Origin of the sequence: Novibacillus thermophilus (assembly GCF_002005165.1) — a bacterium.
Lineage (GTDB): Bacteria > Bacillota > Bacilli > Thermoactinomycetales > Novibacillaceae > Novibacillus > Novibacillus thermophilus.
Window position 1 is genome coordinate 323,812 of the sequence record NZ_CP019699.1, and the last position, 25,292, is coordinate 349,103.

A 25,292-nucleotide genomic window follows, 5' to 3' on the forward strand; every position below is an offset into this window, starting at 1 on the left:
TAACACGGCGTCATTATAGAGGTCCTCCATTCATTGAATGGAGGACCTCTTCTTTTCATTTTATCCTTTTTAATTTCCACTTACAATTCGATGATACGTGTTCACAGTCAATGCGTAATAAATTGTGTAGATGATAATAAAAACAGAAATTGCAGTCAGAATGGGAACCGTGAGGTTGACTCCAATGAGATCCGAAATAAAATTGCTCGTAAAGTACAGTATTACAGAACTGTGCATTACGCCTACGGTTAGTGGCAATCCGAACACGAATAATGACTGCTTTTTCACTGATCTGCGTATGTCCTTTTTACTGACACCGATTTTTCGGAGGATTTCATAGTGTCCTGTCGCTTCATTCGCTTCGGTCAACTGTTTGAAGTAAATGATACTTCCGGTCGCCGCTAAAAACACAAGCCCCAAAAATCCGTAAATAAAGAGAGTCAGGGCGTTTCCTTCTTTTCCTTTCTTGTACTCCGTATAAAACGATGAAGAAACCTGAAAATCGTTGCCAACCAGTTTATTCACTTTTTCCGACGTGGCTTGTGCCGTCGTTTCATTTTCCACTTCGTAAACGTTATAAGTGAGTGGTGCCTCTTGTCTTTCTATCTCAGCAAACACGTCATGGCTGACCACGACATAGAAATCGGGATAATCGAAGGGGAGCACGTTTCCTTCAACCATATGGTCAAGTTGTAGTTGACGGCTTCCTCGATCCAATAGCAGCGTCACGCTTTCCCCTTGAAACGTCGCCTCCGTGTATTCCGTAAACCTTGGTTGGATCACGGCTGCTTCATCCCCGGTAAGTGAGACCGTTTCATCCCGGTTTAAAGCCTTCGCTGCTTGATTAAAAGTACTTTCTGAGATTAATTTTACAGGATTTATGTCGTAATCCAGTGGAAATGAGAGTGTTCCTTCTACTTGAAGAACGGGTATCTCCAGTTGGGCTTTGATCGGATGTTCATCGTCTGCTTCGATTACATTTTTCACCTGCGAATCAAATTCTGGGCCTCTTGACAAAAACGAATAGCTGAACGGGACAGCTTCCTTAGCGCTCTTTTCATTGCTGTAGTATCCACCGTAAGTTGCACCGAAAAAACTGATCGTTGCAGCACTCAACAATGCTATAACTGTAAAGGTACGGGCATTTCCTCTAATGCGATACAGTAACTGGGATGTTTCAATTAATTTTGTTCCTCTGTAATAGCGTGACTTGTTTCTTTGCGATAACTTCAGTAAATAGACCGTGACGGATCGGAAAAACAAATGGGTTCCGATAACGAGAGCCAAAAAGGCAACACCGTCATTTCTCAATAAATATTCCGTCGTCCAGTCGTCAGGAAGTGGCCGCAATATGAGCCAGTAACTCCCGACAAGCAATACAACGCCGATGACAGCGGAAATAGGTGAAACCTTTGGAATGGGCTCTCCTTTTTTCTCAGCGTGGAATAGTTCGATTAGTTTAAAACGATAAATCAAGCGATAACCTTGAACGGAAGTAAACAAAATAATGACCATAAAGACAATGACTGTCTGAATAATCGCCATAGCCGATATTCCGAAATCCACCTCAGTAGTGGAACCCATGAGTTTGACCAAAATCATTGCAAACAATTTGGACAGCAAGGTGCCCAGAATAATCCCAATGACTAATGCGATGATGCCCATCATCAAGTTTTCGTAAAACAACATTTTTGCAATCGTTTTCTTGCGTAAACCTAGTATGGCGTACAATCCGACTTCTTTCTTCCTTTTCCTTGTGAAGAATGAGTTGGAGTACAAAACAAAGACCGCTACGAATAAAATGAGGATAACCGATGATACCCCAAACATGAACCGCATCGTATCCGACAATTCAATGCTTTCCTGAATGTTTTCACTGTGTTGTAGGGCAGCAAACGTGTAATAAATCACCATGCTGAAGACGAGCGTCACAAAGTAGACGAAATAATGGTTGAAGTTACCCTTTATATTTTTCTTTGCTAAACTAAATAACGTCATGTGCACCACCCCCTAGCGCGGATAACACATCCAACACCTTGTTGAAAAAGGCTTTGCGGGATCTTTCCCCTTTCACAAGTTCTGTGAAGATGTTGCCGTCTTTAATAAAAAGGACGCGATTACAGTAACTGGCCGCATAAGCATCGTGGGTGACCATTAAAATGGTCGCCTTGTCATGTTCATTCAGATCCTTTAAACATTCTAACAAGTCTGTTGCGGACTTTGAGTCCAATGCACCTGTCGGTTCGTCTGCCAATATTAAGCTTGGGTTTGAGATAATCGCGCGCGATGCTGCCGTACGTTGCTTTTGTCCCCCGGAAATTTGATACGGATACTTTTTTAAAATGTCGCGAATCCCAAACGTATCTGCCACTTCATCGACCCTTCGTTCCAATTCTTTGACGTTCATCTTGGCCAGTGCTAACGGCAAGATCACATTTTCTTCCACAGTTAAGGTGTCTAATAAATGATAGTCTTGGAACAAGAAACCCAGTTTGTCACGGCGAAAGGCAGACAGTTGTTCCTCCGTCATCTTGGTCACATTGATTCCGTCAATGACGATGTCACCCGAAGTTGGCTCGTCAATCGTTGCCAAAATATTTAGTAACGTTGTTTTACCGGCACCTGAGGGGCCCATAATGCCGACGAATTCACCTTCCATGACAGTTAAGTCGATATCCTCCAAGGCTGAAAAGACATTCCCCTTTGAACCGTAGACTTTTTTTATTTGTTTTGCTTCGACGACCGTTTTCATGTATAAATCCTCCGTTTCGTGCTGATTTGTTTTACGGCTTTATTGTACAATAGGGACCCTTAATATAAACTTACAGCTTGATCGTACAACCTTACATTTTTGTCACATGGACAAAAAGAGACCTGTAAACGTGCTGTCGTTTTGTTTGTTAAGTCGGGATTCAATTAAAATAATGATGAAGCACGATGAATGTCTGGAGGGAAGAGGATGAAAGTGATGATTGTGGAAGATGATGTGACCATTCGCAATATGGTAGGGGAAGCATTAGAAAAATGGGGATTTGAAACCGTTAAGGTCGAAGACTTTGACCAAATCATGCAGGTATTTCTTCACCATGAACCGCACCTTGTCATCATGGATATCAATCTGCCATCGTTTGACGGATTTTACTGGTGTCACAAAATTAGAGAAGTGTCCAAGGTCCCCATGATCTTTCTCTCTTCCCGTGATACACCGATGGACATCGTCATGTCGATGAACATGGGGGGAGATGATTATATACAAAAACCTTTTCACACAGATGTGTTGATCGCGAAAATAAAGGCGCTCCTTCGCAGAACGTATTCTTACATGGAAACACAGTTTAAGACGATCGAACACGATGGGATTGTGTTAAACCTTGAGGACGGAGTGGCCTTACATGGAGATCGAAAATCGGAACTCACGAAAACAGAATTTCTGATTTTGAAAATTCTCATGCAAAACAAAGGGACGATCGTCAGCCGAAAGAAAATGATGCGCACCCTTTGGAAGGACGAAAATTTCGTGGACGAAAATACACTGACGGTAAATATTGCTCGCCTGCGTAAAAAGCTTGCCGAACTCGGAAAGGAACACTTTATAACGACTAAGAAAGGACAGGGTTACATTATCCAATGAGTTTCTTACAGTATCTGAAAGATCAACGTTCCTTTTTCTTGTTATACGTGATAGTGATGTGCTTCGTTTCTTTGATGATGATGGTGAGTGCAGATTCCAGATACGCTGTCAACGATATCGTATATGTCAATGTCGTGATCTTTATGATTGTAGCACTTTACGTCATCGTCCAATACTATTTCAACAAGGATTTTTATCGCGCACTTCATGAGTTGGTTGAAAGTCGCCATGAAGAATTTCTCGCAACGCTACCTAAACCGCGAAACAACGAACAGCAGATATATCTTGACTTATTAAAGAAAGTAAATGGCGTGTACGGCGATCAACTACAAAAGTTGTATAACGAAAAACGGGACCATCAAGATTTTATTACCTCTTGGATTCATGAAGTCAAGGTTCCGATTGCGGCTGCCCGCCTGCTTATGGAAAACAGTCGTGGTAGAACGGTTGAATCCCTTGTGGACAAGTTTGAAGATGAGTTGGATAAAATCGAACATTACGTGGAACAGGCCCTTTACTATTCTCGCATTGATTCGTTTTCCAAAGATTACTTTATTACCGAAGTCGCGTTGGATCAAATCGTTAAGAACAGTGTCAAGAAACACGCCAAATCCTTTATTAACAAACAAATTCGCTTTCATATGGACGATGGAAAGCAGGTTGTCCACACCGACAGTAAATGGCTTGGTTTTATCATAGACCAAATTTTTTCGAATTCCTTAAAATATACAGATGAAGGCGGGGAAATCTCCGTACAATTTGAGGCCGATCGAAAAGAAAAGAGGCTTTTGATTGAAGATACAGGCATTGGAATTAAGCCGGAAGATATCAGCCGCGTATTTGAAAAAGGATTTACAGGGTCTATTGGAAGAAGTCATGCCAAATCTACTGGGATCGGCCTCTACCTTGCAAAACAGTTGGCCCTAAAACTAGGACACGATCTTTCCATTCAATCGGAAGAAGGCAAATATACGAGGGTCATTATCCACTTTCCGAAAATCAGGAATTATTATCATCTATAAGTGTCTTTTTCTATATGGAAAAAGTTATGACGAGAACAGGCTTTGAGCAGTTGAAGGAGAGAATGCAACTAGATTTGAAGGAGTGTTCCCTTATTCAGAAATATAGGTGTTGTCGTACATTTCAGATGGTATAATAGGAAAAAAGATTGGCATGTATACTTCCAAGGCTATCCCAGCCAGAGGAGAGTCGCCTTGTCTTTCGTTCAAGCGGGTGTGAGGGTCTATCCGTTGCGTTATATATTGAGGCAGAGTGCTATTAGGGAGGAATAAATCTACACATGCCCAAAGCTGAGATGTCATCCGGTCGGTTTGACGAGTACAATGGAAAAATCGCTAAAGTTATAGACAATGTGGAAAAAGTGATGATCGGCAAGTCTGAGATCATCCAATTGAGCATCGTGTCCATTCTTTGCGGAGGACATACCTTGCTAGAGGACGTTCCAGGGGTGGGCAAGACGATGTTAGTGAAAGCGTTAGCTAAGTCGTTAGGCTGCTCGTTTAAACGAATTCAATTCACTCCCGATTTGTTGCCGTCCGATGTGACGGGAATGTCTGTCTATAACCAGAAAACGATGCAATTCGAATACAGGCCGGGTCCGATTATGGGCAATGTCGTACTCGCCGATGAAATCAACCGTACCTCTCCTAAGACGCAAGCAGCTTTGTTAGAGGCCATGGAAGAAGGAAATGTCACGATTGACGGCGAGACACACTCTTTACCGACCCCCTTTTTTGTCATGGCGACGCAAAACCCGATTGAGTACGAAGGGACCTTCCCTCTGCCAGAAGCCCAACTGGACCGTTTTCTCATAAAATTGCGCCTTGGTTACCCGCAGCTAGAGGAAGAAGTTGAAATGCTGTCGCGGCTGCAAGTTCATCACCCGATTGAAAGTGTCAAAGCTGTGATCAGCTCCGAAGAGCTCAAAGATTTACAGCAAAGCGTTCGGAACATTTATGTGGAAGATTCGATCCGCCGTTACATCGTGCGCCTGACGGAGGCGACGCGTACGCACCCCAAGGTTTACCTCGGGGCGAGCCCCCGCGGGTCTATCGCTTTGTTTCGCGCGGCGCAGGCTTTGGCACTCGTGCGCGGCCGTCAGTTTGTCGTTCCAGACGATGTAAAAGATTTAGCGGCAGCAACACTGGGACACCGCGTCATTCTCAAATCGGATGCCCGACTCGGCGGATTGACAGTGGAAGAGGTCTTGCAAGATGTGTTGAATCAAACGCCCGTCCCCGTTTTTCGGAGGTCGTGACATGAAACGAGTGTGGTCACATCCTCGTCCGTTTGGCTTGCCCGGAGTCTTGTTGTTGCTCGGGGCAGCTTTTATCTTTGGTAAAGTACAGGGAGGATTCGTCTCCTGGTTTCTCTTCTACGCCTTTTTGACCGTCGTTCTCTATGAAATCGCCGTCTTTTTGTTTGGACTGTACCGGGTGAACGTGACGCGGGAATTCTCTCGAACGCGTTTGAACGCCGGCGAAGAACTGGAGGTGCGCATTCGCGTTCGGCGCCCTGGCAGGTTTCCCTTCGCTTGGCTGTGGGTGGATGATCACGTGCCGGAAACGGTAAAGGCGCTTCCCCGAGCGGGGGGAAAGTTGTTGGTTTCGTGGTTTAATAGCGAGATCGTCTACACGTACACGTGTGGCCCCTTGCCGCGGGGACGGCACCGGTGGCAACGCGTCACGGCACAGGCCGGAGACGTGTATGGATTGGTGCGCCGTGAAAAAAAGTTGGACGTGACGGGTGACGTCCTCGTATACCCGACAGTGCGGGACATCACGGCTTGGCACACGTTGAACGAACAACACACGGGAACAGATTTCTCACAAAACCGCATCACTGAAGAGGCCACGTCTGTCATCGGAGTGCGGGACTACGTCCACGGCGACCGTTTGAGTCGCATCCACTGGAAGGCCTCAGCTAAGGGAAACGGCTTGAAAACGAAAGAATTTGAGTTTGAAACATCACATCACCTGATGTTTTTTTTGGACAGGTGTACGGCGCATTACGGAGCTGAACAGCACCCGCAGTTTGAGCGGGCGGTCAGTTTAGTCGCGTCATTGAGCCGGTATGCCCTGAATCGCACGTATGCTACAGGTCTCGTCTCGTATGGAAAAGAAAAATTTGTAATGCCGCCTGCACGGTATCCCCACACATTGCCGAAGATCTACGAACACCTGGCAGAAGTGAGAGCGGACGGCCGATTTCCATTTGACAAGGTGCTGTTGTGGGAAACGGTCGACTTGCCTTACGGAACGACGGTTGTCGGTGTCACACCTTTGCTGCACCGCCCTTTAGTCGAAGCGGTCTATCACCTTCGCGAACGGCGGGTAAAAGTAGAGCTGTTCTGGGTCTTTTCACCGTCACAACTGTCGGGAAGTGAGCAGTCTTACGTGCGTTCTCTCGGACTGCTCGGAGTTTCCGTTTATCGGATTGACCGGGAACGGTTTGAAGACATTTTGCGGGAGGGGGGTGCCACCGGTGCGTAAATCGATCCGCACGCTGCTGTACAGTGCGTTCGTTTTCGCCCTGTTTTTTGAATGGATGGCTCCCTTACTGACGACGACAGATACGGGGCGGATCGACATTTTTTTGACGGGGTTTGCGATTTTACTCGTGATGGATATTCTGCGTTTGCCCCTTTGGGCAAAAGTCGTCGTCACACCGCTAATTCTTGTATATATCGTTCACCACACCTTCTTTTCTCCCCACGGGGTATCCCTCGTCAGTCCTGACTGGTGGCTCATCGTCTGGCGAGAGTTGAAGGAAGATGCCCACCTCTTGTTTTCCGGCGAGTGGATGAACATGACTCCTCCGGTCCGAACGGCATGTTTTCTTCTTTTCATTTGGCTCATGGAAACGGTCATGTTCCAATACGTCGTGGCAAAGGGGCGTCTGTTGTGGATTTTACTGCTCACTGTATTCTACATCGCCGCAGTGGACAGTTTGACGCCGTACGACGGGAGAGCTGCCATCGTGCGCGTGTTTTGCTACGGGTTGATCGTGTTAGGTATCAGCCACCTGGATCATCTGGTCAGCCGTGTGCGCATCCCGGAGCGACCCCTCTACTGTTGGCGATGGTTGAGCGTTGTGTTAATCTTTGTTCTGATTGCTGCGAGTGTCGGCATTGTAGCGCCGAAGACGGAAGCGAGCTGGCCGGATCCCGTTTCATTTATCATCCGTCACAGTGATCAGGCCGACGATACTACCGGCGGTGTTCGCAAGGTCGGGTACGGCGAGGACGATTCGCGGTTGGGGGGACCGTTCGAAGAAGACAACACAATCGTCTTTCGTTCGTTGGTCGACGAGCCATACTACTGGCGCGGTGAAGCGAAAGATGTCTACGACGGACAGGGGTGGCACCGGAGAGAAATTGGGGAGCAGGTCATAGCAGTAGCTCGAGCAGGGTCGGACAGCGTCGGGCAGTTGTTTCACGATTTAGAGACGAAACAGATTGAACAGCTAACGACATTTGACCGTGGTGCCCATCATGTTCTGTTCACTGCAGGTGAGCTGGATCGCGTGGTGTCCGTTGACGGGATAGAAGAGCTCAAAGCGATTGAAGGTGCGGCCGGTTACCGTACCGTCGGGCATACCGCGCTTGAACGGTACCACATTGAAGTTCAGCAGCCGATTGTAAGTGAACAGCGCTTGCGGGAGACGTCAAACGAGTACCCTGACGAGGTGAAAGAAACGTATTTGCAACTGCCACCTTCTCTACCCGATCGGGTGAAAACACTGGCTCAAGAAATTGTAAAGGGCGAAGACCGTGTGTATGACCAGGTGAAAGCAGTAGAGAGTTTTTTGAAATTCGGCTGGGATTTTGCGTACGAAACAGAGGACGTGCCAGTACCCTCGCCAAGAGATGATTTCGTCGACCACTTCCTGTTTGAATCGCGGCGCGGTTACTGCGATCACTTCTCTACGTCCATGGTCATCATGTTGCGGGTGAACGGCATTCCGGCCCGCTGGGTGAAAGGCTTTGCTCCAGGTGATCAGCGTTTTGACGCTGAAGCGGGACAATACGACGTGACCGTTCGGAACAGTGACGCCCATTCGTGGGTGGAGGTGTACTTTTCAGGGGTGGGATGGCTGCCGTTTGAACCGACTCCTGGGTTCAGCAACCCGACGGAAGTGGCTGTGGAAGCAGGAGAGGCCGACGTCCCTGAGAGGGAGGTGACAGAGCCGACGATCCCCCAGGTTGACAACCTCGATCTCGGCGTAGAAGTAGAAGGGGACGCGGGCGCAGAGAGAGTGAATGAACGAGAGTGGACCATTGATTGGGCCTGGGTGGCAGGAGGTGTTGTCACAGTCCTTGTGGTGTTCCTCGCTGCGTTGTGGCTCGTCGTTCCCCGGTTGTGGGAATGGCAGTTCAACCGGCTGCAGCGTGTCGCCGAACGGGAGCGGGAAGGCAGCATGCTGACTTTTTACGAAAACCTTTTGAGTCTGTTAGAGAAGCGGTACGGTCGGCGTCAACCGCATCAGACCGTGCGGGAATACGTTCAACGGTTTCCGTACATGGGTGGGTCGAGTGAGGCGCTGGTGGAGTTAACGAAATATTATGAACGCATGCGCTACGGTATCCGGCCATTTAGTCATGACACGTGGCGCGCTGTTCGCAAGCAGTTAAAGCGGCTGAAGAAAGACATGCGGCTTCGTTAGTGAAACAGAAATGGATGGAGGGTGCTAACTACCCAAGAATCCGAGCGTCTTCAGTCGTGGGAGTCTCAACTTGTATTGGCACTCGGTTTTCGCGCTGGTATAATAGTTGCATTAATGACTTTGAGTATCTTGTACAAAAATCGGAAGGAGACACTATGCAGCAGCCGAACGAACGCATTGTCGTCCTCGACTTCGGGGGACAGTACAACCAGTTGATCGCCCGGCGCATACGGGACTTGGGCGTCTACAGTGAACTGTTGTCCTATCGAACGACGGCAGAGCAGTTGAAGGAGCATTTGCCGAAAGGGATTATATTTTCCGGCGGGCCGGCCAGTGTCTTTCGCGAAGACGCGCCCCAATGTGACCCGGCCATTTTTGAATTGGGCGTCCCGGTGCTGGGGATATGCTACGGTATGCAACTCATGGCGCAGCACTACAAAGCTAAAGTCGACAGGGCGCCAAAGCGGGAATACGGAAAAGCTGAGATCGAACGGACGTCCGACTGTACGCTGTTTCGCAGTTTACAGCGAAGGCAGACCGTGTGGATGAGCCACCGCGACGTCGTGATAGAGCCACCGGAAGGCTTTCAAGTGGACGCTCGGACAGAGTCGGCCCCTGTGGCGGCAATGAGTGATGAAAAGAGAAAACTGTACGCTGTACAGTTTCATCCGGAAGTGCGCCACACCGTTTACGGAAATGAGATGTTGCACAAATTCGTGTACGACATTTGCGGCTGCAGCGGCAACTGGAATATGAAGACGTTTGTTGACGATACCGTAGCCGAACTGAGACGACACGTCGGTGATCGCAAAGTGTTGTGCGCGCTGAGCGGGGGAGTCGATTCATCCGTCGTCGCCGCTCTCGTGCACAGAGCGATTGGAGACCAGTTGACGTGCATGTTTGTCGATCACGGCCTGTTGAGAAAAGGGGAAGCAGACAGTGTCATGGACACGTTCGCCGACCAATTTGACATGAACGTGGTGAAAGTAGATGCTCGGGCCCGGTTTATGAACAAGCTGAAAGGTGTTACAGACCCGGAAGAGAAACGGAAAGTCATCGGAAGCGAATTTATTCGCGTCTTTGAAGAAGAGGTCGCTCGATTTGGAGACCATGACTTTTTAGCGCAAGGAACGCTGTACACGGACGTGATCGAAAGCGGCACGGACACGGCGGAGACGATTAAATCGCACCACAACGTGGGCGGTTTGCCGGAAGATATGCAGTTTCAACTCATTGAGCCCTTGAACTCACTGTTTAAGGACGAAGTGCGCCGAGTTGGGGAAGAACTCGGTCTTCCAGAGACGATCGTGTGGCGTCAACCGTTTCCCGGCCCTGGACTTGGCATTCGCGTCCTCGGCGAAGTGACAGAGGAGAAATTGGCCATTGTGCGTGAATCGGATGCCATCTTGCGCGAGGAGGTCAAAAGGGCAGGGCTGGATCGCGATATTTGGCAGTATTTCACTGTGCTGCCCGATTTTCGAAGTGTCGGCGTCATGGGCGATTCGCGAACGTACGACTACACGGTCGGAATCCGGGCGGTGCATTCCGTCGACGGGATGACCGCAGATTGGGCCCGTATTCCGTTTGATGTGTTGGAACGCATCTCTAACCGGATTGTCAATGAAGTCGACGGTGTGAACCGGGTGGTGTACGACATTACGTCCAAACCGCCTGCGACCATTGAGTGGGAGTGATATTTACGAACGTTATATTTAATTTCTTAAAAAACGTTCGGATATTGTATTGACAATATGGGAGGAATGACGTTAAACTAAGGCTGTCATCATAAAACTTAATTTGTCGTTTCGTATAGTGCCGGTAATAGGGACCGGCAGTTTCTACCAGGCAACCGTAAATTGCTTGACTACGAAACACGTACCACCCCGTAGCTGGGCGGGGTGTAAGCCGTGATTTTTATGGTCGTAGTAAAGCCTGGAGGGAGTCCAGGCTTTTGTCATTTTTAGGGGAGGGATCGTGGTGTCCACAAATTCAAAAGTCGCGCGTTTTTTCCGTTTTCAGGAACACAACACGAAGATGCGCACGGAAGTTGTCGCAGGTGTGACGACATTTTTGACGATGGCGTATATTTTAATTGTCAATCCGGCTATTTTAGGGTATGACGGCGGGATGGATTTCGGCGCCGTCTTTGTCGCGACAGCCGTAGCGGCAGCCATCGGCACATTGCTGATGGGACTCTTTGCCAATTATCCCATTGCCCTCGCACCGGGGATGGGATTGAACGCTTACTTCACGTATACTGTCGTGTTGGGAATGGGAGTTCCGTGGCAGACCGCCCTCGGCGCTGTCTTTATTTCCGGTGTCGCATTTTTGATTTTGACGATGACCAAAATTAGGGAAACGATTATTAATGCCATTCCTTCAGGAATGAAGCACGCGGTATCAGCGGGGATCGGTCTGTTTATCGCCTTTGTGGGTTTGAAAAATGTCGGGATTATCGTCTCCAACGAATCAACGTATGTCGCCATTGCACCGGACTTGACAGACCCCAATATTTTGCTCACCGTGTTCGGACTGCTCGTGACCGTGTTGCTCATGGTGCGCAACGTAAAGGGTGCCATCTTTTACGGAATGATTTTGACGGCAGTTGTCGGAATGATTTTCGGAGTCGTCGATGTTCCGAAAGGGGTTGTTCAAACACCGCCGAGTCTCGCGCCGACGTTTATGCAGTTGGACGTGTGGGCGGCGTTGGAGATGGGGGTTTTCTCGATCATTTTTGCCTTTTTCTTTGTCGATTTGTTTGATACCGCCGGCACTCTCGTCGGGGTAGCCAATCAAGCCAAGCTACTTAAAAACAACAAACTGCCGCGGGCCGGTCGTGCCCTCATGGCCGACTCCATTGCCACCGTATCCGGTGCCGGTCTAGGGACGTCGACAGTGACGTCGTACGTCGAGTCGGCAGCAGGTGTCGCCGCTGGGGGGCGCACGGGAATGACGGCGGTTGTGACGGCTGGCTTGTTCGCCCTCTCGGTCTTTTTCTTTCCTATTGTCGAAACGTTTGCTGCCGTATCGGCGATCACGTCACCGGCCCTTATCATCGTGGGGGTTCTCATGGCGAAGAGCTTGCGGCAAATTGAGTGGGATGCGTTGGATGAAGCTGTTCCGGCATTCCTCACCATTGCGTTTATGCCGTTCGCGTTTAGCATTGCCACAGGCATCGCCATCGGGTTTATCGTCTATCCCCTCGCTAAAATGTTCAAAGGAAAGTGGCGGCACGTGCATCCGATCGTGTACGTGTTGGGGATCATTTTTATCTTGCGGTTTATATTTTTGGGAAGTATTTAAAAAAAGATGGTCCGTACAGGCCTTCGTTGACGATAGTATCTTTTTTTCAGCCCTCCTCTGTCAGGAGGGTTGTTTGCATGTTTTAGTCCGTTAGGTTCACACTATGGGATGTGAACCGAGGAGGAATCGACTTTGGAGAAGAAGGCTGCCAATGGAGTCAAAACAATGGGTGTTGTCCTTTGCGCTGTCGTATGGTGGTCAGTCATCGCGATGGGCACGGCAGCGGCACAACCGGACACTGCGCGTAGCGGTAGCGGACCAGAAATTGAACAGGAGATTCGACAGACCATCCGGATGCAAGCAGGGGCCGTTAACGCTGGAGACTGGGAACGGTTTAAGGAGTTGCTGTGGGAAAACGACCGTACTTACATTCAAGAGCGAAAACGGTGGTTTGAAGATGCTGTTTCCCACATTGACCGCGGAACGTTCCAGATGGAGGTAGAGTCTGTCGCTCCGTACAAGCCGGGGCTTCTGCTCGTCAACGTTCGCCAACATTACAAATTAGACGGTGTGCGCCATTCTGTGCGCCTTCCGTTGATTTATCAGCAAACCGCGAGGGGCTGGAAAGACGCGGATCTCTTATTTGATACGATGACGCGGAAGAACGTCACCGTGAAATTTTCTGATCGACTTCTGTCGGAGAAGGCCAAGGTGGCTTTAAATGTTGGGGAGAAAGCGTTAGAAGCGTTTAACGAACGGTTGCAGTGGGAGCCGGACGCACCGATTCAGATTAAGCTTTACCACGATATAGAAGTGTTTCGCCAATCGGTCAAACCGTCTCTACCGAAATGGGTAGTCGGATGGAATGAACGGGGACAAGCCATCAAATTCGTCGGTTCGCTGACAGCAGACAGTAATGACGAAACGTTCGCTTCCGGCATTGTGCACGAAATATCGCACCGAGTCATAAGTGACATGTCGCACGATAACGCTGCTTACTGGCTACAGGAAGGCTTGGCTGAGTACTACCAAAGACATTTGTTACCAGGATTGCACCTGGAAGGAGATGCTCAGCTAAAAAAACCGCGCTGGACCCTTCAGCAGTTGGAGGAGTTAAACTTGGAATCATTGTCGGCTCGGGAAGCAAGCCTGTACTATGCCCACAGCTATGACGTGGTGCGTTTTTTTATGAGAGAGTACGGGGAAAAGGACTTAGTTGAGTGGTGTGCAGCCTTAAAAATGTACCCAGACATTGATCAAGAGAGTGCGATCAAAAGGAGAGAACTTAACTTGCGTACGCGTGAAGCTTTTGAAAAAGCGACTAATCAGCCGTTTCGCGAATTTGCCAGAGCATGGATCAACCAGTACGAAAACTTGAAGTAATTGTTATAAACTTCCTCTTGCGATTAAGATAACCGCATGTTATATTATGTCTCGCCGTGAAAAAACGGCATTGCTTTTTGAACCGCGCAGGTGCGAATGGAAAGAAATAGCGTATTGACAGCAAACGCCCTGCGTGATAAGATGTAGGATGTCGCCTTTCAGGCGAGAGCGCGAATGTTCCTTGAAAACTGAACGAACAAGCCAACGTCCAAGAGCTTGGAACAGCTTGTTTCGTACAAGGAGCCTGTTTGGCTTCTGAAGGAAAGTGTTACGCAGCTGAGCTGCGGACAGACCATTTTTAATGGAGAGTTTGATCCTGGCTCAGGACGAACGCTGGCGGCGTGCCTAATACATGCAAGTCGTGCGGGTGAAGCCGACCACCCCTTCGGGGGCGGATGGCGGAACCAGCGGCGGACGGGTGAGTAACACGTGGGCAACCTGCCTGCAAGACCGGGATAACTGCGGGAAACCGGAGCTAATACCGGATAAGAGGCTTTTCCGCATGGGGGAGCCTTAAAAGGCGGCGGAAGTCGTCGCTTGCAGATGGGCTCGCGGCGCATTAGCTAGTTGGTGAGGTAAGGGCTCACCAAGGCGACGATGCGTAGCCGACCTGAGAGGGTGACCGGCCACACTGGGACTGAGACACGGCCCAGACTCCTACGGGAGGCAGCAGTAGGGAATTTTCGGCAATGGGGGAACCCTGACCGAGCAACGCCGCGTGAGCGAGGACGGCCTTCGGGTTGTAAAGCTCTGTCATGTGGGAAGAACGGCTAGGAGAGGGCATGCTCTTAGCGTGACGGTACCACAGGAGGAAGCCCCGGCTAACTACGTGCCAGCAGCCGCGGTAACACGTAGGGGGCGAGCGTTGTCCGGAATTATTGGGCGTAAAGGGCGCGCAGGCGGTCTCTTAAGTCTGATGTGAAAGGCCACGGCTCAACCGTGGGATGGCATTGGAAACTGGGGGACTTGAGTGCAGGAGAGGGGAGCGGAATTCCCGGTGTAGCGGTGAAATGCGTAGAGATCGGGAGGAACACCAGTGGCGAAGGCGGCTCTCTGGCCTGTAACTGACGCTGAGGCGCGAAAGCGTGGGGAGCGAACAGGATTAGATACCCTGGTAGTCCACGCCGTAAACGATGAGTGCTAGGTGTTAGGGGCGTCACGCCCTTAGTGCCGAAGTAAACACATTAAGCACTCCGCCTGGGGAGTACGGCCGCAAGGCTGAAACTCAAAGGAATTGACGGGGGCCCGCACAAGCGGTGGAGCATGTGGTTTAATTCGAAGCAACGCGAAGAACCTTACCAGGGCTTGACATCCTCTGACCCCTCTAGAGATAGAGGTTTCCCTTCGGGGACAGAGAGACAGGTGGTGCATGGTTGTCGTCAGCTCGTGTCGTGAGATGTTGGGTTAAGTCCCGCAACGAGCGCAACCCTTGAGCTTAGTTGCCAGCATTGAGTTGGGCACTCTAAGCTGACTGCCAGTGACAAGCTGGAGGAAGGTGGGGATGACGTCAAATCATCATGCCCCTTATGTCCTGGGCGACACACGTGCTACAATGGCTGGTACAGAGGGCAGCGAAGCGGTGACGCGGAGCCAATCCCTAAAAAGCCAGTCTCAGTTCGGATCGCAGGCTGCAACTCGCCTGCGTGAAGGAGGAATCGCTAGTAATCGCGGATCAGCATGCCGCGGTGAATACGTTCCCGGGCCTTGTACACACCGCCCGTCACACCACGAGAGTCTGTAACACCCGAAGTCGGTGAGGCAACCGTAAGGAGCCAGCCGCCGAAGGTGGGACAGATGATTGGGGTGAAGTCGTAACAAGGTAGCCGTATCGGAAGGTGCGGCTGGATCACCTCCTTTCTACGGAGTAAAAAAAAGGCGTTCGGCTTGTTCGTTTAGTTTTGAGGGAGACATTCTCAGAAGAGAATGGTCTCTGCCGTCCCGTGGAGGGGCGGATGTGTTCCTTGAAAACTGGATCGGAAGCATTCACCGGGATGACGAGAGTCATGTCGAGAACGATTAAGCAAGAAAGGGCGCACGGTGGATGCCTAGGCGCCAGGAGCCGACGAAGGACGGGGCGAACACCGAAATGCCTCGGGGAGCCGTAAGCAGGCGTAGATCCGGGGATGTCCGAATGGGGGAACCCGCTCTCTTTCATAGGAGAGCATCCGTTGCTGAATGCATAGGCAGCGGAGGGCAACCAGGGGAACTGAAACATCTTAGTACCCTGAGGAAAAGAAAGCAAGGCGGGCCCTGCGAAAGGGAACCTTTCGTGGGTGCTCAAAGCGATTTCCTGAGTAGCGGCGAGCGAAACGGAAACAGCCCAAACCCGGCACTCAACTGAGATCCACAAGACGCATTTATCATATGCGTAGTGGGTTTGAGTTGAGTGTCGGGGTTGTGGGGCGTCTCATAAGGAGTGAGAAACGGACGGGATAGCCGAAGCGGCCTGGAACGGCCCATCAGAGAAGGTAAGAATCCTGTAGGCGAAATTCTGTCCGCTCCGAGACGGACCCCGAGTACCGCGGGGCACGGGGAACCCCGTGGGAAGCAGGGAGGCCCACCTCCCAAGGCTAAATACTCCCTGGCGACCGATAGCGCACCAGTACCGTGAGGGAAAGGTGAAAAGCACCCCGGGAGGGGAGTGAAAGAGAACCTGAAACCGTGTGCCTACAAGCAGTCGGAGTCCGGGTAATCTGGATGACGGCGTACCTTTTGTAGAATGGACCGGCGAGTGACGATGCGTAGCGAGGTTAAGCGGGAGACGCGGAGCCGTAGCGAAAGCGAGTCTGAAGAGGGCGATTTTAGTTGCGCGTCGTCGACCCGAAACCGAGTGATCTACCCATGTCCAGGGTGAAGGTCGGGTAACACCGACTGGAGGCCCGCACCCACGTCTGTTGAAAAAGGCGGGGATGAGGGGTGGGTAGGGGTGAAATGCCAATCGAACTCGGAGATAGCTGGTTCTCCCCGAAATAGCTTTAGGGCTAGCCTCAGGGGAAGAATCGCGGAGGTAGAGCACTGATTGCGTGAGGGGCCCTCGACGGGTTACCGATCGCAGTCAAACTCCGAATGCCGTTGATTCGGTTCCTGGGAGTCAGACGTCGGGTGCTAAGATTCGACGTCGAGAGGGGAACAACCCAGACCATCAGCTAAGGTCCCGAAGTATCCGTTAAGTGGGAAAGGATGTGGCGTTGCCGAGACAACCAGGATGTTGGCTTAGAAGCAGCCATCATTGAAAGAGTGCGTAAAAGCTCACTGGTCAAGTGACGTCGCGCCGAAAATGTACCGGGGCTAAACGGATCACCGAAGCTATGGGCGGGACACCGTGGTAGGGGAGCGTACCCAGTGCAGCGAAGGATTTCCGGGAGGGAATGTGGAGCGCTGGGTAGTGAGAATGCCGGTATGAGTAACGATAAGAGGGGTGAGAATCCCCTCCGCCGAAAGCCTAAGGGTTCCTGAGGAAGGTTCGTCCGCTCAGGGTAAGTCGGGACCTAAGCCGAGGCTGAAGAGCGTAGGCGATGGAGAACAGGTGGAGATTCCTGTACCACCGCGTTCCGATTGAGCGAAGGGGGACGCAGGAGGGCAGGGGAGCAGGCGGATGGATGTGCCTGTCCAAGCGGTGAGAGAGCAGCGCGAGGCAAATCCCGCGTTGCGAGGATCTTGAGCCGTGATGGGGAGTGAAACTTAGAGTAGCGAAGTCCCTGCACCCACACTGACAAGAAAAGCCTCTAGCGAGGAGCGCGGTGCCCGTACCGCAAACCGACACAGGTAGGCGAGGAGAGGATCCTAAGGCGCACGGGAGAACTCTCGTTAAGGAACTCGGCAAAATGGCCCCGTAACTTTGGGAGAAGGGGTGCCCCGTTAGGGTGGCCGAGAGGTTGCCTGAGGGGGCCGCAGTGAAGAGGTCCAAGCGACTGTTTAGCAAAAACACAGGTCTCTGCGAAGCCGCAAGGCGACGTATAGGGGCTGACGCCTGCCCGGTGCTGGAAGGTTAAGGGGAGGACTTAGCGGAAGCGAAGGTCTGAACCGAAGCCCCAGTAAACGGCGGCCGTAACTATAACGGTCCTAAGGTAGCGAAATTCCTTGTCGGGTAAGTTCCGACCCGCACGAAAGGCGTAACGACTTGGACACTGTCTCAACGAGAGGCCCGGTGAAATTGTAGTATGCGTGAAGATGCGCATTACCCACGACAAGACGGAAAGACCCCGTGGAGCTTGACTGCAGCCTGATAGTGGATTTGGCGATGATGTGTACAGGATAGGTGGGAGCCAGAGAAATCGGTTCGCCAGGATCGAGGGAGGCGCCGGTGGGATACCACCCTCATCATGGTTAAATCCTAACCGACCGCCGTGAGCCGGTGGCGGGACATTGTCAGGTGGGCAGTTTGACTGGGGCGGTCGCCTCCTAAAAGGTAACGGAGGCGCTCGAAGGTTCCCTCAGCGCGGTTGGACATCGCGTGAGGAGTGTAAAGGCAGAAGGGAGCTTGACTGCGAGACTGACAGGTCGAGCAGGGACGAAAGTCGGACTTAGTGATCCGGTGGTTCTGAGTGGAAGGGCCATCGCTCAACGGATAAAAGCTACCCCGGGGATAACAGGCTTATCTCCCCCAAGAGTCCACATCGACGGGGAGGTTTGGCACCTCGATGTCGGCTCATCGCATCCTGGGGCTGAAGCAGGTCCCAAGGGTTGGGCTGTTCGCCCATTAAAGCGGTACGCGAGCTGGGTTCAGAACGTCGTGAGACAGTTCGGTCCCTATCTGTCGTGGGCGCAGGAAATCTGAAGAGGAGCCGTCCTTAGTACGAGAGGACCGGGACGGACACACCGCTGGTGGACCAGTTGTTCTGCCAAGGGCATCGCTGGGTAGCCACGTGTGGCCGGGATAAGCGCTGAAAGCATCTAAGCGTGAAGCCCCCCTCAAGATGAGATTTCCCACCAGGCACTCAGGTGCTTGGGTAAGACCCCTTGGAGAAGACGAGGTGGATCGGTCCGAGGTGTAAGCGTGGTAACACGTTGAGCTGACGGATACGAATCGGTCGAGGGCTTAATCGAGAGAATGCTTCCGACCAGTTTTGAGGGAATGCTGTCTGGTGGCCATAGCGGAGGGGACACACGCGTACCCATGCCGAACACGACCGTTAAGCCCTCCAGCGCCGATGGTACTCGGGGCGAGAGCCCCTGGGAGAGTAGGTCGCTGCCAGGCGAAACGAATGGCGGGAGCCGTAAGGCCCCGCCATTTAGTTTTGTTGAACGCCTTCTACTTTATCTGTCGGCCACATTGTGATGTTTTCCGCCATGTCCCAAAACATGTACTCAAATCGGCTTGTGTTCACGACGATGTCTTCTAATGTCGCTAATTCGTGTTCAGGTTTCCCGTCGGCCACTTCATTCATTAAGTCCTTGCAGTCATTTGCCAGTTGTGTGAACGCTTCGGAGGAATACGTCTGCACCCAGTTTCCGTAAAATTCGTGCTCTAAAGCACCGCGCCATTGCGCTAACGCTTGACCGACATAATTGTAACTCCAAGCACAGGTGAGAACGGCGGCAATGACGTTCTCAATTCCCCCCTTTTGCGACACATTCAGCATATAACTCGTATAGGCTATCGTCGTGGCCGATGGTTCGGTTGCTTCTAATTCTTCAGGGGAAATATTAAATTTCTTGGCGTATTGGCGGTGAAGCTCCATTTCAAAATTTAACGTCTCGTGCAACAAGTTGGCAAAGGTCGTCATCGTTTGCAAATCGTGGGCTTTTGCACTTCCCAGGGCAAAGACGCGGGAGTATTCAATCAAATAAACGTAATCTTGTTTCATAAAGTGTTTGAACTTTTCCCGTTCCAGCCAACCTTCCCCGATTCCTCTGACAAACGGGTGTTCTACATATGCCTTCCAGATCGGCCGCACTTTTTTCCACAGGCGGTCTGTAAATAAAACGGTCATGCTTCATTCACCTCTAGCTCAATTTTGATCGCAAACTGAAACTGTACACGAAAGACCCCACCCGCAGGAAAGGATGGGGTATAGGCTTACACATCAATAAGTGCATATACCACTTCCCTCCGCTAGTACGAACTAGATCAGGTTCTAAGGGTCAAGAGTGCGCTCTTTCTCAGCATCGAATCGATGCACCCCTAGTGGCTAAAATTATCAATTTTTTGTATCCTATTAGAACATATTATTTAAAGAAAGGCAAATGTTCTTAATTATTTACCGGCAAGAAATGTTTCGTTGTGTTAGTATTTAAAATGGAACAAAATGCCGTCAACAGTGGCTAGAGGGTGTTTTAAAATGCATGAACGATATTCAAGGCTTGCCCTTTTCACCCCGATTGGCAAGAAAGGGGTCGAGCACTTGCGCCGCTCTTCGGTGCTCGTCGTCGGTGCTGGCGCCTTAGGGGGACCGGTGTTGGAAATTCTTGTACGGGCAGGAGTCGGAAACATCCGTCTCGTCGACCGCGATTACGTCGACTGGTCCAATTTACAGCGACAAACGCTATTTAACGAACAAGATGCGCGCCGTATGCAACCAAAAGCGATTGCGGCTTACCACTACCTTTCTGCCGTCAACCGCGACGTCCATATCGAACCACTCGTCTCTGACGTGACGAAGGATAACGTGCGCGACTTCATTCAAGGCATGGATGTCATCATTGACGCAACAGACAACTTTGAAACGCGTTTTTTACTCAATGATGCGGCGTGCGAGGCGGGGATCCCTTGGATTTACGGCGCGGTAATCGGCGCTTACGGCGCTTCGTTAACAGTGATGCCCGGACAAACTCCGTGCCTTGTCTGTTTGTTCGGTGAAGAGACTCCACAGCAAAGGGAGACGTGCGATACGACGGGGGTCATCGCCCCCGCATCCCAAATGGTCGCATCCCATCAAGCGGCGGAAGCACTTAAACTGTTGACACACAACGAAGCCTCTGTCCGCGATACGTTTGTTGCGTTTGATCTGTGGAAAAACGAGCATGTGGAAATGAAAGTGTCACACAAGCGGAAGCCCTCATGCCCCGCGTGTGGGGATCATCCTTCATACCCTTACCTGTCGGGGCAAAAAGGAGCGAGCACCTCCGTCCTGTGTGGCCGCGACACCGTCCAGATCCGGTTGCGCAATGTGCGGGAATGGGATTTAGTGTCCATGGCTGCACGTGTTCGTTCGCTGGACAACGAGACGGTGTACAATACCCATCTCCTTTCTTTTCAAGTCGAAGGCCACAGAATTGTGGCGTTTAAAGACGGACGAGTCCTCGTACATCATACGAAAGACACGGCGACGGCACGCCGTTTGTGCGCGAAATACTTAGGGATGTAAATCGACGTGATTAAATGGTACGGCGTATTGAACGACGCTAGGGAAAGGGCAAGGGGTTCTTCCTTGGGAACTACTGAACGGCCTGTTTAAAATAGGTGAACGGTGGCATCGCGTCCGATGTGTGGACGTCCACTACGGCCGGTTCGCCGCATGTAAACGCCGTTTCCAACGCAGGTGAGAGCTCGTCTGCAGTCTCAACGTGAATGCCTTTGGCGCCGAACGCTTGAGCGAGATCGGCGAAATTCGGGTTGATGAGCTCGGTGCCGAAAGGTTGCATGCCTTGCGCATTCATGCTGTTTTTCTCCATGGAGAGGGAACGGTTGTTCATGACAATGACGGAGACAGGAGTGCGGTAGGTGACAGCAGTAGCCAATTCCATCATCGTCATGGCAAAACTGCCGTCACCGACGCATGCGACGACCTGGCGCTCTGGAAAGGTGAGTTTCGCCGCAATGGCGGCAGGGAGGGCAAACCCCATCGTTCGCCATTTTCCAGAGAAGAGAATGTCTTGCTGTGTGGCCCGGAAAACGCGGTTAAACCAAACCGTGTGGTCACCAGTGTCGACTGCGACGATGGCGCGATCGTCCACTGTTTCATCGAGGGCGGCTATGACGCGCTGTGGTGCAACGGGGTGGGCGTCGTTCTGGCGCTCCCTGTCCAGGAACGCGTCGAAGTGTGCTCTCGCTTCGTGAATGTGTCCTTGCCAAGAGGACTTCGGTCCTTGCGGCAGTTGCTGTTGGATGAGGGGGAGAATCTCGGCGGCATCGCCGACAAGGCCGCAGACCACTTCCGGATGGGCCTCAATACTGGCAGGCGCAGTGTCAATGTGAATCACTTGGGTGTCTTTTGGGACGAACCCCTCCGGCCACCAGTTGGCACCGACGGCGAGCACGCAGTCCGACTGCTGCAACAGATTTCGGCTCGCTTCACTTCCACCTTCTCCAATGCCGCCTACATTTAGAGGGTGTGAGTGCGGGACGGTGCCTTTCGCCCCCAACGTTTCGACGATGCCAGCCCCCATCGCCTCCGCCAATTCGGCGATCGCTCTGGATGCGCCCCTTGCGCCGGTGCCGATGAGTATCATCGGGGCTTCCGCAGCGGACAAAAGGTTGACAGCTTGCTCCAGTTGTTCGAGATTTTGGTATCGACTCGTTTTTAACACACCCGTCGGCTGGTGCGGTTCCCGTGAACAGGGGACATTCCACACATCCACCGGTACGGATATGTGGGCGACCCCTCGCTTGGAGTGAGCTTCGATGACCGCCTTTTGCAACACCTCCACAGTGGCATCGGGATGCAGGAGCTGGGCCGAGTAAACGGCGAGGGGGGCGATCATTTGCTGCTGTTCAATGTACTGTTTCGCCTCAGTCCCGACTTTTTTCAAAGCGATTTGTCCCGTCAGGACGAGCAAAGGGACGCGGTCGGCTGTTGCGTCGACTATGCCGTTTAGCATGTTCACGAGGCCAGGTCCGCTCGTGCCGAGGCATACGGCCATTTCTCGGGAGCACTTTCCTTCCGCAGACGCCATGAAGGCGGCCCCTGATTCGTGGCGGGCGGCGATGTACTGGACGGCCGTTTGCTGTCCGACAGCGTGTAGAAACGGCAAAACCGCATCCCCCGCAACACCGTAAATTCGACGAATCCCCCATAAGGACAACTGCCTTAAGATAATGTCAGAAACAGTTGGACTCGCACTCTGCATGATGTATAGACCTCCTAAAAGCGAACTTTTATATAAAATAATATAAAAATGTTCGTATTTAGCGTTGACAATAGGCTAGCTGTCTTGTTAGACTTAATGTGCACAGTGGAAAATCGAATATTTCTCGTATATCTTTGGGAATATGGCCCAAAAGTCTCTACCCGGGAACCGTACAATTTCCGGACTACGAGAAAAATCGTTTTTTCTGCCTAAACCTTTTGCGTGAAGGGTAACCCCAGGCGGCTGATTTTTCCGTGGTCATTCAATCGTCTGGGTTTTTTCATGTCTTATTGTGTTCGGAAACGTATGTCTTAACCATTCATAAAAGAAGGGAGCTGATGTTGTGGCCAAAGTGCTGATTGTCATGGGAAGCGATTCAGACCTTCCGGTGATGAAGAAAGCAGTCGACGCCCTCAAAGTGTGCGGCGTCGAAGCAGAAGTGCGCATATCTTCTGCCCATCGAACGCCGGACAAAACGGCAAAACTGGCTCGCGAGGCGGAACAGAAGGGGTTTCAAGTCATAATCGCCGGAGCGGGTATGGCGGCCCACTTGCCCGGAGTCGTGGCGGCTTACACGTCCCTTCCGGTTATCGGCGTACCGCTAGAGGGCGGAGCGTTGAAGGGCATTGACGCGCTGTACGCCGTGGTGCAAATGCCGAAGGGCGTACCGGTGGCGACTGTTGCGGTCAATGGCGCGTACAACGCCGGACTGCTGGCGGCGCAAATGTTGGCTGTTCACGACGAAGGTGTGCGGGAAAGAATGAAAAAAGTGCGCATGGACATGGCACAACAAGGGGAAGCAAAAGATGAAAAGCTACAGCAAGTGGGAGTGGAAGCGTATTTAAACAGCCGGTAGACGTCGCCTGTATCGAAAACTGTCTGCGGGGTTTAGACAGGTGCAATTGGTGTCATTCCGGCGTGCTGCTTATCATTGTGACGCGATGTCGGCAGTTTCCCTCTGCAAGTTGCAAACGTTGTGGGCGGCAGCAAAAGCCGCATCATTTAGGATAAACATTTGGTTCAGTAAAGGAGTTTCACCGATGATTGAACGTTACACCCGCCCGGAAATGGGGGCGATTTGGACAGAGGAAAACCGCTACCGCGCCTGGCTGGAGGTGGAAATTCTCGCCTGTGAGGCGTGGTCCAAACTAGGTGTCATCCCTGCAGAAGACGTAAAAGCTATCCGCCACAATGCTAAAATCAACGTCGGGCGCATTCACGAAATCGAGCAGGAGACGCGCCACGACGTCGTCGCCTTTACCCGGGCCGTCGCAGAAACGCTCGGACCGGAATCGAAATGGGTGCATTACGGTCTCACATCGACAGACGTCGTCGACACGGCGTTGTCGTATTTGCTTAAACAGGCCAACGCCATTCTGCTCAACGACTTAGACCACTTGATACACGTGTTAAAACAGAAAGCGCTGGAACATAAAGAGACGATTATGATGGGACGCACTCACGGCGTCCACGCCGAACCGACGACGTTCGGTTTGAAAATGGCGCTGTGGTACGCCGAAATGCAGCGGAACCGGGAGCGGTTCGTCCGGGCGGCGGAAACTGTGCGCTACGGGAAAATTTCTGGTGCCGTCGGGACGTACGCTAACATCGACCCATACGTGGAACAGTACGTCTGCGAAAGGCTGGGGCTCGAGCCATCTCCTATCTCCACCCAGACGCTGCAGCGGGACCGTCACGCCGAGTATGTGGCGACCCTTGCCTTGATTGCCACATCACTGGAGAAGTTCGCCGTCGAAATACGCGGGCTGCAAAAAACAGAACTGCGCGAAGTAGAAGAAGCGTTCGGCAAGGGGCAAAAAGGCTCTTCGGCGATGCCGCACAAGCGCAACCCGGTCGGGTCGGAAAACATCACCGGACTGTCCCGCGTCATCCGGGGCCACATGATGTCGGCTTACGAGAACGTGCCTCTGTGGCACGAGCGGGACATTTCCCATTCGTCCGTGGAGCGCGTCATCTTGCCCGACGCGACCATCTTGCTCAACTACATGCTGCGGCGCTTCGCCGGCATCGTGGAGCATCTGCGCGTCCTCCCGGACAATATGCAGCGCAACATGGAGCGGACGTACGGGTTGATTTTTTCGCAGCGCGTGTTGTTGACCCTGATCGATAAAGGGATGAAACGGGAGGCAGCTTACGACCTGGTGCAAAAGCGAGCGATGCAAGCGTGGGAAGAAGCGACCCCGTTTCGCGAGCTGATTGAAAGCGACGAACAGATTCGGAGTGTTCTCAGTCCTGATGACATTGAGGATTGCTTTGATGTCCGGTACCATTTGAAACACGTCGATACGATATTTAAACGGCTGGGCTTGACAGACTGACG

15 protein-coding genes, 3 rRNA genes and 3 riboswitches are annotated in these 25,292 nt (G+C 51.6%); of the genes, 14 read left to right on the top strand and 4 right to left on the bottom strand.

The genetic code is table 11. The annotated features are described in order from the left end of the window. Window positions 1–69 precede the first annotated feature (69 nt). Both B0W44_RS01800 and B0W44_RS01805 read right to left on the bottom strand, forming a co-directional pair. Complete coding sequence (locus B0W44_RS01800) at window positions 70–1,998, bottom strand: ABC transporter permease (protein ID WP_077718518.1); 1,929 nt, start codon at window positions 1,996–1,998, stop codon at window positions 70–72. Then, window positions 1,985–2,752: an ABC transporter ATP-binding protein gene (locus tag B0W44_RS01805; RefSeq protein ID WP_077718519.1), complete on the bottom strand. Its 768-nt coding sequence runs from the start codon at window positions 2,750–2,752 to the stop codon at window positions 1,985–1,987. The genes B0W44_RS01800 and B0W44_RS01805 overlap by 14 nt, the downstream gene beginning before the upstream one ends. Before the next feature lie 207 nt (window positions 2,753–2,959). On the opposite strand from B0W44_RS01805, the gene B0W44_RS01810 reads away from it, so the two are divergent. From B0W44_RS01810 to rrf, 11 genes are all read left to right on the top strand, one after another. Then, window positions 2,960–3,631: a response regulator transcription factor gene (locus tag B0W44_RS01810; protein ID WP_077718520.1), complete on the top strand. Its 672-nt coding sequence runs from the start codon at window positions 2,960–2,962 to the stop codon at window positions 3,629–3,631. After that, window positions 3,628–4,653, top strand: a complete 1,026-nt coding sequence (locus B0W44_RS01815; RefSeq protein ID WP_077718521.1) for a sensor histidine kinase — start codon at window positions 3,628–3,630, stop codon at window positions 4,651–4,653. The genes B0W44_RS01810 and B0W44_RS01815 overlap by 4 nt, the downstream gene beginning before the upstream one ends. Before the next feature lie 278 nt (window positions 4,654–4,931). Next, the gene (locus B0W44_RS01820) at window positions 4,932–5,909 is read left to right on the top strand and encodes an AAA family ATPase (RefSeq protein WP_149026903.1); all 978 of its coding nucleotides are present in this window, start codon (window positions 4,932–4,934) and stop codon (window positions 5,907–5,909) included. Between the two features lies 1 nt (window position 5,910). Further along, entirely contained in the window at window positions 5,911–7,143 is a 1,233-nt protein-coding gene (locus tag B0W44_RS01825) for a DUF58 domain-containing protein (protein ID WP_077718522.1), read from the top strand. Further along, the gene (locus B0W44_RS01830) at window positions 7,136–9,316 is read left to right on the top strand and encodes a transglutaminaseTgpA domain-containing protein (protein ID WP_077718523.1); all 2,181 of its coding nucleotides are present in this window, start codon (window positions 7,136–7,138) and stop codon (window positions 9,314–9,316) included. Before B0W44_RS01825 ends, B0W44_RS01830 begins: the two co-directional genes overlap by 8 nt. Before the next feature lie 155 nt (window positions 9,317–9,471). After that, window positions 9,472–11,010 (top strand): glutamine-hydrolyzing GMP synthase, encoded by a 1,539-nt coding sequence (guaA, locus tag B0W44_RS01835; RefSeq protein ID WP_077718524.1) that lies wholly within the window; start codon window positions 9,472–9,474, stop codon window positions 11,008–11,010. A 91-nt stretch (window positions 11,011–11,101) separates the two neighbouring features. Continuing rightward, window positions 11,102–11,203, top strand: a riboswitch (purine riboswitch). 147 nt (window positions 11,204–11,350) lie between these two features. Continuing rightward, a complete protein-coding gene (locus B0W44_RS01840; RefSeq protein WP_077721208.1) occupies window positions 11,351–12,619 on the top strand; it encodes an NCS2 family permease in 1,269 nt (422 codons plus the stop codon). A gap of 132 nt (window positions 12,620–12,751) precedes the next feature. Next, window positions 12,752–13,942: a peptidase MA family metallohydrolase gene (locus B0W44_RS01845; RefSeq protein ID WP_077718525.1), complete on the top strand. Its 1,191-nt coding sequence runs from the start codon at window positions 12,752–12,754 to the stop codon at window positions 13,940–13,942. Between the two features lie 298 nt (window positions 13,943–14,240). Then, window positions 14,241–15,799 (top strand): 16S ribosomal RNA (locus B0W44_RS01850). A 157-nt stretch (window positions 15,800–15,956) separates the two neighbouring features. Then, a 23S ribosomal RNA gene (locus B0W44_RS01855) occupies window positions 15,957–18,988 on the top strand. Between the two features lie 34 nt (window positions 18,989–19,022). After that, a 5S ribosomal RNA gene (gene rrf, locus B0W44_RS01860) occupies window positions 19,023–19,139 on the top strand. The 16S, 23S and 5S rRNA genes sit together here, the layout of an rRNA operon. 34 nt (window positions 19,140–19,173) lie before the next feature. Here the strand turns inward: rrf and tenA are convergent. Then, a complete protein-coding gene (gene tenA / locus B0W44_RS01865) occupies window positions 19,174–19,875 on the bottom strand; it encodes a thiaminase II (protein WP_077718526.1) in 702 nt (233 codons plus the stop codon). 97 nt (window positions 19,876–19,972) lie between these two features. Continuing rightward, window positions 19,973–20,078, bottom strand: a riboswitch (TPP riboswitch). Between the two features lie 145 nt (window positions 20,079–20,223). Between tenA and B0W44_RS01870 the strand changes: the two genes are divergently transcribed. After that, window positions 20,224–21,249, top strand: coding sequence for a ThiF family adenylyltransferase (locus tag B0W44_RS01870; protein WP_077718527.1), 1,026 nt, complete (start codon window positions 20,224–20,226; stop codon window positions 21,247–21,249). A 70-nt stretch (window positions 21,250–21,319) separates the two neighbouring features. Here the strand turns inward: B0W44_RS01870 and B0W44_RS01875 are convergent, their stop codons facing one another. Then, a complete protein-coding gene (locus tag B0W44_RS01875; protein ID WP_077718528.1) occupies window positions 21,320–22,951 on the bottom strand; it encodes a thiamine pyrophosphate-binding protein in 1,632 nt (543 codons plus the stop codon). Window positions 22,952–23,055: 104 nt separating this feature from the next. Beyond that, window positions 23,056–23,158, top strand: a riboswitch (purine riboswitch). Between the two features lie 136 nt (window positions 23,159–23,294). Here B0W44_RS01875 and purE point away from each other — a divergent pair. Together purE and purB are read left to right on the top strand one after the other, a co-directional pair. Further along, window positions 23,295–23,807 carry a 5-(carboxyamino)imidazole ribonucleotide mutase gene (gene purE / locus B0W44_RS01880; RefSeq protein WP_237087426.1) on the top strand — a complete coding sequence of 171 codons (513 nt, stop codon included), beginning with the start codon at window positions 23,295–23,297 and terminating at the stop codon, window positions 23,805–23,807. A 184-nt stretch (window positions 23,808–23,991) separates the two neighbouring features. Further along, a complete protein-coding gene (purB, locus tag B0W44_RS01885) occupies window positions 23,992–25,290 on the top strand; it encodes an adenylosuccinate lyase (RefSeq protein WP_077718529.1) in 1,299 nt (432 codons plus the stop codon). Window positions 25,291–25,292 lie beyond the last annotated feature (2 nt).

Excerpts from the sequence above, each read along its gene's own strand:
- B0W44_RS01800 (WP_077718518.1), bottom strand. The coding sequence starts at position 1,998 with ATGACGTTATTTAGTTTAGCAAAGAAAAATATAAAGGGTAACTTCAAC.
- B0W44_RS01805 (WP_077718519.1), bottom strand. The coding sequence starts at position 2,752 with ATGAAAACGGTCGTCGAAGCAAAACAAATAAAAAAAGTCTACGGTTCA.
- B0W44_RS01810 (WP_077718520.1), top strand. The coding sequence starts at position 2,960 with ATGAAAGTGATGATTGTGGAAGATGATGTGACCATTCGCAATATGGTA.
- B0W44_RS01815 (WP_077718521.1), top strand. The coding sequence starts at position 3,628 with ATGAGTTTCTTACAGTATCTGAAAGATCAACGTTCCTTTTTCTTGTTA.
- B0W44_RS01820 (WP_149026903.1), top strand. The coding sequence starts at position 4,932 with ATGCCCAAAGCTGAGATGTCATCCGGTCGGTTTGACGAGTACAATGGA.
- B0W44_RS01825 (WP_077718522.1), top strand. The coding sequence starts at position 5,911 with ATGAAACGAGTGTGGTCACATCCTCGTCCGTTTGGCTTGCCCGGAGTC.
- guaA (WP_077718524.1), top strand. The coding sequence starts at position 9,472 with ATGCAGCAGCCGAACGAACGCATTGTCGTCCTCGACTTCGGGGGACAG.
- B0W44_RS01840 (WP_077721208.1), top strand. The coding sequence starts at position 11,351 with ATGCGCACGGAAGTTGTCGCAGGTGTGACGACATTTTTGACGATGGCG.
- tenA (WP_077718526.1), bottom strand. The coding sequence starts at position 19,875 with ATGACCGTTTTATTTACAGACCGCCTGTGGAAAAAAGTGCGGCCGATC.
- B0W44_RS01870 (WP_077718527.1), top strand. The coding sequence starts at position 20,224 with ATGCATGAACGATATTCAAGGCTTGCCCTTTTCACCCCGATTGGCAAG.
- B0W44_RS01875 (WP_077718528.1), bottom strand. The coding sequence starts at position 22,951 with ATGCAGAGTGCGAGTCCAACTGTTTCTGACATTATCTTAAGGCAGTTG.
- purB (WP_077718529.1), top strand. The coding sequence starts at position 23,992 with ATGATTGAACGTTACACCCGCCCGGAAATGGGGGCGATTTGGACAGAG.